Here is a 13,288-nt window from a genome sequence, read left to right as displayed (position 1 = left end):
TCAGAGGCTAAGCAAACGCCGCAGAGCCTTGCTGCCAACCTTCTGGCAGCAAGGCTTTTTTATCGTCAATACCCGAAGCTGGAATGAACCGATCGCCCTTTCGGGCCGATTCGCCCTGCTGCATGAATTTGGCCGTTTCCGGTTGAAGCGTTTGGTCAAACCCAGCATCTTCAATAATCACGTAAAGACCAGTTCCCAATTTTTGGCGCTGCCAAACCTTGCGACCGCTGACGATCAAATCGTAGGAACGGACCGAATCAGCCCGGTCATCACGACAACCGATACCGGAGAATCACGGATCTATCAGGGTCTCTCGCTGATGGCCGAAGTGCGACTCTATCTATGCCCAAGCGAACATCCACCCAGCGGATGCCAGCTCCACGAAGCCGCCCCTAACTATCCATATAAGGTGTCATCGCAAACGCGATTGCGACGAGGAAAGAGGAGCTTCCACGTGCTCGGCAGCCTCGATATGCCGTAATTTCAACGGCAGAACATGCGGGCAAGCCTTGCGGGCAAAGCAGGTTTGGCAGCAAACGTCCTCTCCCCCAATAGCGCGATTAGTTATTGCCGTTCTTCCCCTGACTTCTCATTTCAAGCCAACGCTTCAATGAACCTTGGCTTTCACCGGAAGGTTTACCCGAGAGAAGATTGTCGACGCTGATATCTTCATCGAGATCGGGCCAATGAATCCCTCGACCGTTGCCGACCAACCGCCAGCGATTGCGTTCGGCGATCGTCCCATGGACGAGTCGTGGGTACCAAGCAAGAGGAACCGAGATCGCACGTCCGTCGGACAACTGCACCAACAAGATTTCGTCGCTAACCGTGGCAGAGGTGGCCGACGGACTTTGAGTTTCAACCGTTGAAGTATTCATCCCAGCTATCCAGAAGTGCTTGTTGATTATCAGCGATCAGTTTCTCAAGCTTGTTCACTTCGCGAGGGGCAAAGCCATGACTTCTCGCAAGCCGCACAGGATCAAGCCAAAATTTCGCTTCACAGTCATCTCGTTCGACGTGAACGTGTGCAGGCTCATCTCGATCACCTGCATAGAAAAACAATCGGTACGGCCCGTTGCGCAAGACTGTAGGAATCACTCCATCATACGTCTCCGCTCCATCTGCGGCAACGCAAACGCGATTGCGATCCAGGGCTAGCAAGAGTTTGTGTGGGGCGAATGAACGGGCACGCGATCACGTCCGGTTCCCGCAGACAACCGGACGATATTGCGTGCCGACCGCTACCTCACATTGAAACACGGATTTGCCGTGGCTTACGAACCTTAGAGTCGGCCTGCGACTGATAGCACTACTGACCCGCCGCCCAAGCGAGACCTTTGATCAACGTGTCCAGAAAAACGGGATCGCCAAAGGTCTCGTTGGAATGGCCGTAGGTGGTCCCGAAGACGCGAGCTTTGCCGTATTGGTTGGTCCAATAAACGCCGTGCTCCTTGCCCGTCTTTTCGCTTGTCGATGTGGCGAGGATCGTTGTCCCGGGCCAAATTTTTTCGATCACATACAGCTCGTCGGTCTCGCTTTTGTAATCGCTGGGAAAACCAGCCATGATCGGATGGTCGGGCTTAACGACCTTGACCGGGTAGTTGCTTTTGTGTTCGTGCTTGCGGCTGGTCACTCCAAGAAACTCCCGCCAGTCGTCGACATCGGCCGCCCGGTAGGTGTGTATTGCACAATGGATCACCACCGCGTTGACTCCCGCTTTGTGCGGGTCGGTGATGCTGCGGATGTAATCGGGATCGGTCGTGTTGGCGAAACATTCGTTGTGAATCACCACGTCAAAGCCCTGCGACCAATCGACGTTCTTGTAGAGATCGATCTCTGCCGTCGTGCCGGTGCCGCCGTCGTTAACCACCGTCCACTGAACCTTCAGCCCCCGCTCGGCCGCAGCCAATTGGATCGCTTTGGCTTGAAAGTCGTAATCGTGGCAACAACCGCCGGTGACCAACAAGACGTTGATCGAACGCGCCGCCGCCGACTTCGCGTCGTCGGCTCGCAGACCGCCAAGGCTGGCCAGAGTGAAACTGACAGCCAGACAGAATAGGTTCGCTCGATTCAACATCGTCATCGGTCTCCAGAATAGCAGTGGGTTGTCGCGCGGCCGGCGACGGAATTACGCCTCTTCCGTCGTCGCTTCCTCTTCGGCTGCGGGGGTCATTCGATCCCAAAAGCCTACGGTAAACAACACGAAGACAGCCGAGGCCAAAATCGCCGGAAAGATCCAATAGTTTTTCCAATCCTGCATCGCGGGAACGACATAGGCTGCCGTGTCCAATCCCTCCGGATAGCCCTTGTTAAACATGTTCATCAGGCTCTCCAGGAAGGTTGGCGTCGCTGCGTCGGCGCGAAGCGCGGAGATCTGTTCGGCAAGCTCCGGCCCCGGTGCGGCGCCATATTCACCGATCCGTGTTGGCAACGGAATGTTGGTGAAGGGGAAGTTGGCGCCAAACGCAAAGCGGAAACCGAAGAACAGCCCCAATCCCTGCGTCAAGAAAACGAGCAAGCTTTGCGCCTGGCCGCGGATCTCGCGTGGCGCTTTGTTGTCGGTGTACATGAATCCTGTAACGAAGAAGAAGTCGTAACAGATACCGTGTAGCGCAACGCCCAACAGCAACATCCAGGTGACTTGATCGGGAGCTCCCATCGCGAACAACAGATAACGCAGCACCCAGCTGGCCATACCGATCATCAGCATCAACTTGACGCCCAACTTACGGAAGAAGAACGGGATCAAGATCATAAAGAAGATCTCCGACATCTGTCCCAGCGTCATCGTCGAACCCGGTTCGGTAAAGCCGGCGGCCCCCAGGTAAGCGGAGGTCTGACCGTAATAATAACCCAACGGGATGCAGATCAGCATCGAACAGATCGCAAACACCAGAAACCCAGGACTCTTCATCATCCCAAAGGCATCCAGCATCAACAGCGATCGGAAGTCCAACGGCTTGTCCTTCGCGGGCGGTGGCGTGTGGGGCAGGGTGAAGCTGTACAGGCCTAGCAAAATGCTGCTGATCGCTCCCAACCAGAAGATGTTCAACGAATCGGACCATCCCGCGAATCCAAGCGTCAGCCCGGCAACGATCCAACCGATCGTTCCCCAGACACGAATCTTGGGGAAGTGGTTTTGGTCGGGAATGTGAGTGAAAGCGATCGTGTTACTGAGCCCCAGCGTCGGCATGTAGCAACACATATAAGCGATCATCAAACGGACCATCAACGTGCCATCTCCCTTCGCCGCGATCGAAGGGAGCATGCACATGATTCCGCCGCCGATCAGCAACAGGACTCCCATCACTCTTTCGGAAGCGAAGAATCGGTCGGCGATCAGCCCCAGGAATAAAGGAGCGAAGATCGCCGCGATCGGAGCGCTTTCGTAAGCACCGCCGGTGAATTCCGCCAATCCGTTACTCCCCAAGGCCAGGGCCAGCGTTGCAAACCATGCACCCCAGGCGAAAAACTGGAGGAACATCATGATCGACAATCGCGTCGTCATGTTCGACTGGGACGTGGGGGCGGCAGTGCTCATCGTGACACGAACTCCGTTGTGCAGGATCTCGGAAGGAGAGGGTAGGAGAGGCGAATCGCTGCAAAATCGCAGCGTTGCAAATCTTGGGAAGTGCCGATTCTAGTCCACCGCCGCGTCACGGGCACCCCCGCAATGCAATCATTCACCGCCCCCGCAGATCGCTCGTATAATGAACCTCAATCAACACAGGCCCCCCAAAAACGTGGGCCGCGATGGCGAGCGACTCTCGGCGCGAATTCGATCCCGATTCCCGAGCAAGAAACTTTTAAATTCATCGCCGGTGCACTATAATGCCGAACACCCACCCTGTGCCACAGCGTCAACGCTGACATGCCCACCGCTTTGCGAAAACCGAGCATATCATGAACAGACTGTGTTTTTACGTCATCGCTCTACGACTGATTGTCACGCCGACTGGACTGCTAGCCGACGACGCTGCAGCCCCCGGTGCCGAGCAGGTCGCGTTCTTCAATGACTCGATCCTGCCCGTCCTCGAGGAACATTGCTTCAAGTGTCACGGCGGCGATAAGGAAAAAGGTGGGCTGAAACTCGATTCCCGTTCGGCTCTGGTCCGCGGCGGCGACAGCGGTTCGGGGATCGACATGGACGCTCCCGAGCAGAGCATCCTGCTGGAAGCGGTTCGCTTCGAATCGTACGAGATGCCGCCGTCGGGCAAGTTGCCCGATGAGACGATCGCGTTGATCGCCCGTTGGGTTGCGATGGGTTCGCCCTATCCAGCCGACATGATCGGCGACGACGACGCCCCGGTTCACGAATCTCCCGGCTCGCGCGTCACCGACGAGGACCGCAAGTTTTGGTCCTTCCAACCGATCCAAAATCCGCCGGTTCCAGCGACCGATGACGCGGGCTGGGCGCGGACGCCGACCGATCGCTTCATCTTGAATCGTTTGGCTGAAAATGGACTGCAGCCCAACGGCGAGATCTCGCCGCGCGGTCTGCTGCGCCGCGTCTATTACGACCTGACCGGACTGCCGCCAAGCATCGAAGCGATCCAAGAATTCGAAGCCGACCCGAGCGATCTCGCTTATCAGAAGATCGTTGACAACTTGCTCGCTTCGCCCGAATACGGCGAGCGTTGGGGGCGGCACTGGATGGATCTGGTTCGCTATGCCGAAACGAACAGCTACGAACGGGACGACGCCAAACCCGAGGTCTGGCGTTTCCGCGACTACGTGATCGATTCGCTGAACGCCGACAAACCGTTCGACGATTTTACGCGCGAACAGATCGCCGGCGACGAGATGGAATTTAAGCCGGAGCGGTTGGTCGCGACCGGTTACCATCGGCTTGGGATCTGGGATGACGAACCAGCCGACAAAGAGCTTGCGTTTTACGACGACATGGATGACATCGTCGGGACGACCAGCCAGGTCTTCCTGGGGCTGACCGTCCATTGCGCTCGCTGCCACGAACACAAGATCGATCCGATCCCGCACGCCGATTATTACCGGATGCTCTCCTTCTTCTCCGGCCTGAATCGGCTGGGCGTTCGCAGCGGCGATTCGGTCCGCCAGAACTCGCTGCGTCCAATGGTTCCGCCCAGCCAGGGGCGTCAATATACCGAGGCGAAGAAGCGTTACGAGAACGAACGCCGCGAGTTGGAAAAGACGATTCGCGAGATCGAGAAACAGGTCCAGCCCGATTTCCAACCTGTCGAGAAAGAGGACTTCGCTTACCAAATGAACCGCGAAGCGATCGTGGGCAAACGGGTTGGCAAGCTGATCGACCGAGCGAAATATGACCAATACGTCGCCGCTCGGAAGCGGTTGACCGAAATCGAGCGGAACAAACCAGCCGAGGTGGGAATGGCGTTGTGCGTGACCGAGATCGGTTCGCAAGCTCGCCCGACGTTTGTGCTGACGCGCGGCAATCCGCACGCGCCGGCCGATCCGGTAGAACCGGGCTTCCCCGAAATTTTGGGTGGCCAAACGCCCGAGATTCCTGCCAGTCCGAATCCTGAAACCTCGGGACGCCGAATCGTGCTGGCCGATTGGTTGGTCAGCGACAGCAATCCGATGACCGCTCGCGTGCTGGCCAACCGGTTGTGGCAATACCACTTCGGTCGCGGGATCGTCCGCACTCCCAACGACTTCGGTTTCCAAGGGGCTCCCCCAACCCATCCGCTGTTGCTCGACTATCTGGCCAGCGAATTGATTCGCGCCGATTGGCATCTGAAACCGCTGCACCGGATGCTTGTCACCAGCAGTGCCTACCGGATGACATCGGACAGTCGCGACGAAGCGTTTGCCGCCGATCCGACCAACGATTACTTCTGGCGATTCGAATCGCGGCGGTTGAGCGCCGAAGAGATCCGCGACTCGATGCTCGCCGCGACCGGCAAGTTGAACCTCAGCAAAGGCGGTCCCAGCATCTACCCGATCATCGAAGCGGAGGTCCTGGCAGGTCAGTCGCGACCGGGAGCCGGTTGGGGCAAAAGCAGCGACGCCGAACGCGCCCGACGCAGCGTTTACATTCACATCAAACGCTCCCTCGGCGTTCCGTTGCTGATGAACTTCGACGCCGCCGATACCGATTTCACCTGCCCCGTCCGTTTTGCAACGATCCAACCGACGCAAGCGTTGGGAATGTTTAACAGCGACTACCTGGTGCAACAATCGTCCGACCTCGCCGATCTGGCAGAGCGTGAAGCTCCCGCGGGAGACGCTGCCGATCGCGTCGCGGTGGCGCTGCGACGCGTGCTGCAACGCGACGCCAGCGAACAAGAGATCGCCTGGGGCGTCGAACTGATGCAACGTCTGCGATCCGAACACCAGGTCGACCAACGCCGCGGCTTGGAACTGTTCTGTTTGGTCGCCTTGAATTTGAACGAGTTTATCTATCTGGACTGACACGCGTTTGACTGCTGACGAATCTTCCGCGATGCCTCCACCGAAGCATGGTCCCTCGACGCGGAAACCACTTTCACGCTCCACCTGCTAACAGGCTCTATCCGATGACAACCAACAACGAATTCTGCCGTCGCACTCGCCGTCAAGCTCTATGGGAAATGGGCTGCGGCTTCACCGGAACCGCATTGGCCACGATGCTTGGCGACTCGTTCCTGGGAACGCAAACGGTCGCTGCCGACGGCAAGACCGCTTGGGAAAATCCGCTCGCCCCCAAGCAACCGCCGCTGCCTGCGAAAGCCAAGTCGGTGATCTTCCTGTACATGTATGGCGGCCCCAGCCACATCGATACGTTTGATTACAAACCAGCGATGAAAGGGATGGACAACAAGTCGATCGAGGTCAAAACGTTTGGGCGCGGCGGACATAAGAACAAGGGACGGATCGTCGAACCGCGTTGGGACTTCAAGCAGTACGGCGAGTGTGGCAAGTGGGTCAGCGATCTGTTTCCCAACTTGGGAACCTGCGTCGACGACATCGCGTTCATCCATTCGATGACCGCCGATTCGCCGATCCACGGTTCGGCGATGCTCCAGATGAACAGCGGCCGGATCCTCAGCGGCAGCCCCTGCCTGGGATCGTGGGTCAATTACGGCCTGGGAACCGTCAACCAAAACCTGCCCGGGTTTGTCGTCATGTTGGACCCGCGAGGCGGACCGATCAGCGGCGCGAAGAACTGGAGCAGCGGTTTCATGCCGGCTCACTACCAAGCGACGGTCATGAAGAGCAACGGATCGCCGATCCTGAACCTGAAACCGCAAGCTGGCATGACCGACACGTTGCAACGCGATCTGTTGGACACGATGCGGAAGTACAACGAACAGCATCAGGCGGCGCGGATCGAAAATACCGATTTGGCGGCAAGGATCAGCAGTTACGAACTGGCTTATCAGATGCAAGCCGCGGCTCCCGACGCCGTCGACCTCTCGAAGGAAGACGCTCGAACGATCGACGATTACGGGATGAACGATGAAAAGTCGAAGACCTTCGGCAAGCAGTGTCTGATGGCGCGGCGGCTGGTCGAACGGGGCGTCCGCTGCGTGCAGATCTACAGCGGCGGCGCTCACAACGACGACAACTGGGATGCTCACAACGACATCGCCGTCAACCACAACCTGCACGCGGCGGAGACCGACAAACCGATCGCCGCACTGCTGAAGGACCTCAAGCAGCGCGGGATGCTCGATTCGACGCTGGTCGTCTGGGGGGGCGAATTCGGCCGCCAACCGACCGCCGAATACGAGAAGGGAACCGGCCGGGATCACAATGCCTACGGCTTCACGATGTGGATGGCTGGCGGCGGGATCAAGGGGGGCGTCAGCGTCGGCAAGACCGACGAACTGGGATCCGCCGCTGTCGAAAACCGCTACCACGTCAAGAACCTGCACGCCACGATCCTCGACCGATTGGGATTCGATCCCAACCACCTGACCTACTTCTTCGGCGGGCTGGATCAAAAACTAGTCGGTGTCGAAGGAGCCGAACCGATCCATCAAGTGCTAGCCTAACCCAGGCCGCACCAACCATTGCGGCCACTCACCGTTCTTGTTTAACCGCAATACCGTTCAACGAAGGAGCCTCGGACCGTCGAAAGAATTAGCCGCGGGATGTAGTGGACGAGGTTACGAGTCCCCGCGATTGGGCCTGATGCAAAAGGACTCGTAACCTCGTCCACTACGCTTCATTGAACGGTATTGCGTTAACCGCGTGGGCAACGCCCCGCGCGTCGCTCACGGCACAAATCGCAACCGTCCCCTTCGCGACAGCGAGCGATCATCGCTGAACCTTAATAAAAGCGGCCCGATGGGGACGTGATGAAACGACATCGGATGATTGCGGCGGTCTCCTGCGCACAAGCACTTCCATCGCACTGAATTTTCGCGACCCCCGTTTGTCCAAAGCTGACGCTGCGGCTTAGGATAGAACTTTGGGGAGGTGCTTCGTTCTTTGGTTCGTGGGAGATTGTGATCGCTATGGGTCTGACCGTGATGCGTCGTATTCGTTTCTGTGCAGGTCATCGGTTGGTTGGACACGACGGCAAGTGCGTCCATTTCCACGGGCACAACTACGTCGCTGAATTCTATGTGACCGGCGAAGTCCAAGACGATGTCGGGCGGATCATCGACTTCGGCGTGCTGAAGCGAAAGTTCAAAGGCTGGATCGACGAGAACTGGGACCACGCCTTTGTGCTCTGGGATCAAGACACCAACGGCCTGCGGGCGATCCGCATGGTCGAACCCTGCCGCGTCTTTGAATTGCCCTACAATCCGACCTCCGAAAACATGGCCCGCTATCTGCTGGAAGTCGTCAGTCCCGAACTGCTGCATGACACCGGAACGCATGCCAGCAAAGTCGTGATCTGGGAATCCGAGGAGAGCTGTTCGGAAGTGACGCGAGGGTGAGTTCAACAAACGAAACGTTATCGCAACCGTTGGAGACGTCGGAGGCGACCGTCGCAGCAGCCAACGCCATCCCACCTCAACCGATCGCGGCTCCGATCTCTTACACTGTCGGCGTGATCTATTGCCTGTTGGCGGCTGTCGGTTACACGTTGGCCAACATCGCGCTGCGGCAGGCGAGCGACCTGGACCCGATCTTGGTGACGGCAGCCAAAGCGGTTCCGACGATGGTTGGGATGGCGCCGGGCGTTTTCTTGCTGTGGAACCGCGGCGTCGTTTTGGCTCCGCAGCGATCGGCGATCGGGTACCTGATCGCCGGCTGCCTGGTCGGTCAATTTGTCGGCAACTGTTCGTTCCAGTATTCGTTGAGCATCGTCGGCCTGGCGCTGGCGGTGCCGATCACCTTGGGGACGATGGTGATCGGAGGGGCGATCTTTGGGCGGATCTTTCTTGGAGAACGGGTCACGACACGATCGGTGATCGCGATCGTGGTCCTGATCCTAGCGACCGCGATCCTCTCATTGGGTAGCGGTCGCAGCGCGGTCCGCGACGACCTGACACCGCTGCAGATCGCCAGCGGCGTGATCGCCGTCTCGATCTCGGGGCTCGCGTTTTCGTTCCTGGGAACGATGGTCCGCCGCAGTCTGTTGAGCGGGATGGCGGTCGCGACGACGATGTTTGTCAGCGGGCTGATCGGCACGTTCGGGCTATCGACGATCGCGCTGATGCGAGTTGGCCCGGAGGGATTGGCGGCGACGACGGCAAACCAGTGGTTGGTGATGTTAGCCGCCGGGCTATTCAACCTGATCGCCTTCTTCCTGCTGACCGTTGCGTTGCAGGTCGTTTCGGTCGTCGTGGTGAACCTGTTAAACGTGACCCAGGTCGCGATGGCGGCGATCGCTGGCGTGCTGATCTTTCACGAACGGATCACGCAATCGATGGTGATCGGCGTCTCGTTGACGATCATCGGGCTGATGGTCTTAGGCAAGCGGAAGACGCCCCGGACCAAACCGCTCGTCTCGGAAAGCGACGAACCTACTTAGCAAATTCGTTGTACTTCACCTTGCCAAACCCAGGGATTTGAATCTCGGGCAGCGAGGGTTTCTTAGACGGTTCAGGAGTCGCGGCTTTCGTGACGGGCGGTTCGCTGAACTTCACATGGGCGACTCCCCCCCCCGCGAGTCCGTCGGCAGTCGGCCGTGGCTGGACCACCAGTCGATCGTCGAGGATCGTGACCTTTTGGAACATTCCCACCAGAGCCGCAAAGCGAGGGTCTTGGATCTCTTCGGTCGACAGTTTTAGATCGCGCAACTGGGACAGCAGTGATTCGTCGACCGGCTCCCCTTTGACCTCTGCCTCGATCACACTCAACGACACCGTTGTATCGTCTAACGCCAACGCAAGCTCACCCGACGCATTGAGAAAACGCCCCGATCCACCGGGCATCCGATCGGTTGGGATACTTAAATCCGCACGCAACCGGCCGTTTTGCAGGGTCACAAAAACGCGATCCTTCAAACCGGGCTGACTGTTCAAAAGAACATTCAAATCGCGTGTCGAAAGGACAAACTGTTCGTCGGCATTTCCGATTTGAACGCGTTGAAAAAACTCGTTCGCTCGCTGGGCAATCTCGTTCGCCTCGTCATCGGTATAGGCAACCGTGGGGACCGACCGTGGTTCGGTCTCTGTATATTCGACGACCTTCCCGGTGAGGAAGTACCAGCCATAGCCCGCAGCCCCGACTACGCCAATCCCCAACAGCAACATCGGCAGCAGGCAACCGCACAAAAACAGCTTTCGAATTCCGCCGCGTCGGTTGGCAGAGGGCATGTGGGGTGTCGTGTTCATCGTTTTTTGCTCGTGGAGCGCGAAGTGTTGAAGAGACTCGGCGACACTCAATAGGTAGCTCACCGCACGGCGACGCATTGCGGATTTCAGGCAGTGCAGGGGAGGCAACCCCTGTCGGAAGTCCGAAAATTCGGGCTGCACCAATGATAGGCACCTCACCGCTTCGAGTTCCGCGACTCGTTTCAACACTCCCCACGATCGCAGCCAGAATGGTTTGATGACCGAAAGCTCCTCAATCCCGCCGAGAAGAACTCGCTCGCGTCGCATCAACGGGCATTCCTTTCGAAGCAACAATCGGTCGTCCTCGTTGCGAAAAACGAACGCGACATCTTACGAGTACGGCAGCCTCGGCGGCTCCTGAGTATATTGTTCAGGTCACGCTTCACGTTGAAGTATTCGTCTGATTTCCCTCCCACGACTCTTTGAGCCCCATGATTCGCCTCACTCAATTTAGCCTGCATTTTCCGCTGACGATCGCGCTGGTAATCCTTGGCAGCCAATGGAAGAGCACCGCGAGTGGCGACGAGTACGAAATCGCATTTTCGACATTCATTGGCGGTTCCGATTGGGAACACGCCCGCGACGTCTTCGCGGACGAAGCGGGAAATGTCTATGTCGTCGGTGGCACGCAATCGGATGATTTTCCGACAACGGAAAATGCACTGCAACGATCGCAAGACACCACGGGGAAGAGGGTTGGCAGCGGAGGTTACTGCGACGCGTTCGTCTGCAAATTTTCGGCCGACGGAGAATTGCTCTGGTCGACGTTGTTGGGGGGCCCCAACTACGATCGCGCTTATGCCGTGGAAGTCGACGCCGAAGGATTTGTTTACGTTAGCGGACGCGGAGGCCCAGGGTTCCCCGTCAGTGAAAATGCGTTCCAAACCCAGTTTCGTGGAACCGACAATGGGATTTATGGGATGCAAAACGGCTTCATCGCCAAACTGGCCCCCGACGGATCGGAGATCGTCTGGGCTGCCTATGTTGGCGTCGGATCGCTCTGCCGCGACCTATCGATCGACGACGACGGCAATGTTTATGTCCCGTTGCATTACACCGGCAGCGGCCCGCTGCCACCAGATTCCTGGTGCGCTGGTGGCTTCCAACCCAAACCTGCCGGCGGTTCAGAGATCGGCGCGTTGAAGATCGCAAGCGACGGCCGATCGATCCTTTGGGGAACTTGGTTGGGTGGTTCCCTTGACGAAGTCTCCAACTGTGGCATCCGCATCGACCAGCAGCGGCAGGTCTATCTGAACTTCACGACCAAGTCGACTGATCTGCCAACGACCGCAGGCGCTCACGATCGTTCGCACAACGGGAAGACCGATGCCTTCGTCGCGCGAATCAGTTCCGACGGATCCCGGTTATTGATGGGGACATATTTTGGTGGCGCGGGAGACGACGAAGGGAATAGCACGCACAATTTGGCGGTCGACGCCCTCGGGAATTCCTACCTGCTGACGAGCACGCGCAGTGAAGACATCCCGGTCACCGCAGGCGTCGTGCAGCCGAACCTTAGCGGCAACCAACGCGATATCGTCGTGGCAAAGTTTTCCCCCGAGGGAGCTTTGCAACGTTGCACCTACCTGGGCGGCAGCGACAACGATGGAGCGGACGGCATCTATGCAAACGCCCGCGGGGATGTCTTCCTGACCGGCAACACCGCTTCCAATGATTTCCCCTTGACCTCCAACGCTTTACAGACACAGCGGGGCAAATCTCACGACGCCATCGTTGTGGTGCTCGCTGCCGATTTCGCCAGCCTGAAATTCAGCACGTTGCTTGGCGGCCCCAGTTACGACTACGGCCGTTGCGGCTTTTTAGACAACCGCGGGAACCTTTACGTCACCGGATCGGTCAATGGCCCCGGTTGGCCCGTCCATCGCGCGTTCCAACCCAAGTTTGCCGGCGGCGGTGGCGGCAAAGAACTTTGTTATGAAGGCGGCTGTTACGCCGGGGATGTGATCCTGGCAAAGTTGAATCGCTTGCGGAACGACTAGTTCACATCGAAGCGAAGGGAACGCGATCTCATGTCGGCGAAACGTTCGCCCAACAGATCACTCCTCTTCGCCCAGCAGATCGCTTTCTTGCAGCGTGCGGAAATTCTTCGCTCGCAGCGTTTCGATCCCAAGATCGATATTGTCGACCATCAGCGCCACCGCAGCCCGTTGGTTGGGGCGTGGGATCAAGGGATACGCTTGAATGATGTTCACTTCCGCTTGCAGTAGCGCCGTGCAGACGTGCAGCAGCGGCTGCGATGTGTCGGGCAATTCGACGCCGATCAGATCGGTTTCGATGATCGACAAACCCGCCCGCTCCAAGATCTCGCGAGCCCGCTCGGGATGGCTGACCACAAATCGCACAAACGCGCATTCGGCGGCATCGTTGATCGATAGGGCGACGATTCGCAGACCGGTCCCTTCGAATCGACGCACGACTTCTAACAGCTGCCCGACGCGGTTCTCTAAGAAGACGGTGAACTGTCGAATTGCGGGATAATCGCGGCCGCGAGCGGTTTGATAATCGATCGCGTTTCCTTCTCCGATGCTGCTCATCCGGCGGCCTGTGCTTTC

12 protein-coding genes are annotated in these 13,288 nt (G+C 58.0%); 5 read left to right on the top strand and 7 right to left on the bottom strand.

Annotated features, from left to right (window positions below; translation table 11 throughout):
• Positions 1-7: 7 nt before the first annotated feature.
• The 5 genes from Poly24_RS26890 to Poly24_RS05625 all read right to left on the bottom strand — a co-directional run bounded on the left by Poly24_RS26890 (position 8) and on the right by Poly24_RS05625 (position 3,541).
• Positions 8-181 (bottom strand): hypothetical protein, encoded by a 174-nt coding sequence (locus Poly24_RS26890; RefSeq protein WP_197452351.1) that lies wholly within the window; start codon positions 179-181, stop codon positions 8-10.
• A gap of 379 nt (positions 182-560) precedes the next feature.
• Entirely contained in the window at positions 561-878 is a 318-nt protein-coding gene (locus Poly24_RS05640; RefSeq protein ID WP_145091701.1) for a DUF2442 domain-containing protein, read from the bottom strand.
• Positions 859-1,062, bottom strand: coding sequence for a DUF4160 domain-containing protein (locus Poly24_RS05635; RefSeq protein WP_231753479.1), 204 nt, complete (start codon positions 1,060-1,062; stop codon positions 859-861). Before Poly24_RS05635 ends, Poly24_RS05640 begins: the two co-directional genes overlap by 20 nt.
• A 247-nt stretch (positions 1,063-1,309) precedes the next feature.
• Positions 1,310-2,083, bottom strand: coding sequence for a ThuA domain-containing protein (locus Poly24_RS05630; protein WP_145091698.1), 774 nt, complete (start codon positions 2,081-2,083; stop codon positions 1,310-1,312).
• Between the two features lie 45 nt (positions 2,084-2,128).
• Positions 2,129-3,541: an MFS transporter gene (locus tag Poly24_RS05625; RefSeq protein WP_145091695.1), complete on the bottom strand. Its 1,413-nt coding sequence runs from the start codon at positions 3,539-3,541 to the stop codon at positions 2,129-2,131.
• Between the two features lie 362 nt (positions 3,542-3,903).
• Here Poly24_RS05625 and Poly24_RS05620 point away from each other — a divergent pair, with 362 nt between their 5' ends.
• The 4 genes from Poly24_RS05620 (at position 3,904) to Poly24_RS05605 (ending at position 9,910) form a co-directional block, all read left to right on the top strand.
• Positions 3,904-6,411 carry a PSD1 and planctomycete cytochrome C domain-containing protein gene (locus tag Poly24_RS05620; protein WP_145091692.1) on the top strand — a complete coding sequence of 836 codons (2,508 nt, stop codon included), beginning with the start codon at positions 3,904-3,906 and terminating at the stop codon, positions 6,409-6,411.
• A gap of 104 nt (positions 6,412-6,515) precedes the next feature.
• The gene (locus tag Poly24_RS05615; protein WP_145091689.1) at positions 6,516-7,976 is read left to right on the top strand and encodes a DUF1501 domain-containing protein; all 1,461 of its coding nucleotides are present in this window, start codon (positions 6,516-6,518) and stop codon (positions 7,974-7,976) included.
• 480 nt (positions 7,977-8,456) lie between these two features.
• The gene (locus Poly24_RS05610; RefSeq protein ID WP_145091686.1) at positions 8,457-8,870 is read left to right on the top strand and encodes a 6-pyruvoyl trahydropterin synthase family protein; all 414 of its coding nucleotides are present in this window, start codon (positions 8,457-8,459) and stop codon (positions 8,868-8,870) included.
• A complete protein-coding gene (locus Poly24_RS05605; protein ID WP_145091683.1) occupies positions 8,867-9,910 on the top strand; it encodes a DMT family transporter in 1,044 nt (347 codons plus the stop codon). The genes Poly24_RS05610 and Poly24_RS05605 overlap by 4 nt, the downstream gene beginning before the upstream one ends.
• On the opposite strand, the gene Poly24_RS05600 is transcribed toward Poly24_RS05605, so the two are convergent.
• The gene (locus tag Poly24_RS05600) at positions 9,903-10,715 is read right to left on the bottom strand and encodes a hypothetical protein (protein ID WP_145091680.1); all 813 of its coding nucleotides are present in this window, start codon (positions 10,713-10,715) and stop codon (positions 9,903-9,905) included. The genes Poly24_RS05605 and Poly24_RS05600 overlap by 8 nt on opposite strands.
• 431 nt (positions 10,716-11,146) lie before the next feature.
• Here Poly24_RS05600 and Poly24_RS05595 point away from each other — a divergent pair, with 431 nt between their 5' ends.
• A complete protein-coding gene (locus Poly24_RS05595) occupies positions 11,147-12,715 on the top strand; it encodes an S-layer protein (RefSeq protein WP_231753478.1) in 1,569 nt (522 codons plus the stop codon).
• Between the two features lie 57 nt (positions 12,716-12,772).
• Here the strand turns inward: Poly24_RS05595 and Poly24_RS05590 are convergent, their stop codons facing one another.
• A complete protein-coding gene (locus tag Poly24_RS05590; RefSeq protein WP_145091677.1) occupies positions 12,773-13,270 on the bottom strand; it encodes an acetolactate synthase in 498 nt (165 codons plus the stop codon).
• Positions 13,271-13,288 lie beyond the last annotated feature (18 nt).

Origin of the sequence: Rosistilla carotiformis, assembly GCF_007753095.1 — a bacterium.
GTDB lineage: Bacteria > Planctomycetota > Planctomycetia > Pirellulales > Pirellulaceae > Rosistilla > Rosistilla carotiformis.
This window is presented reverse-complemented; position numbering and strand designations above follow the sequence as displayed.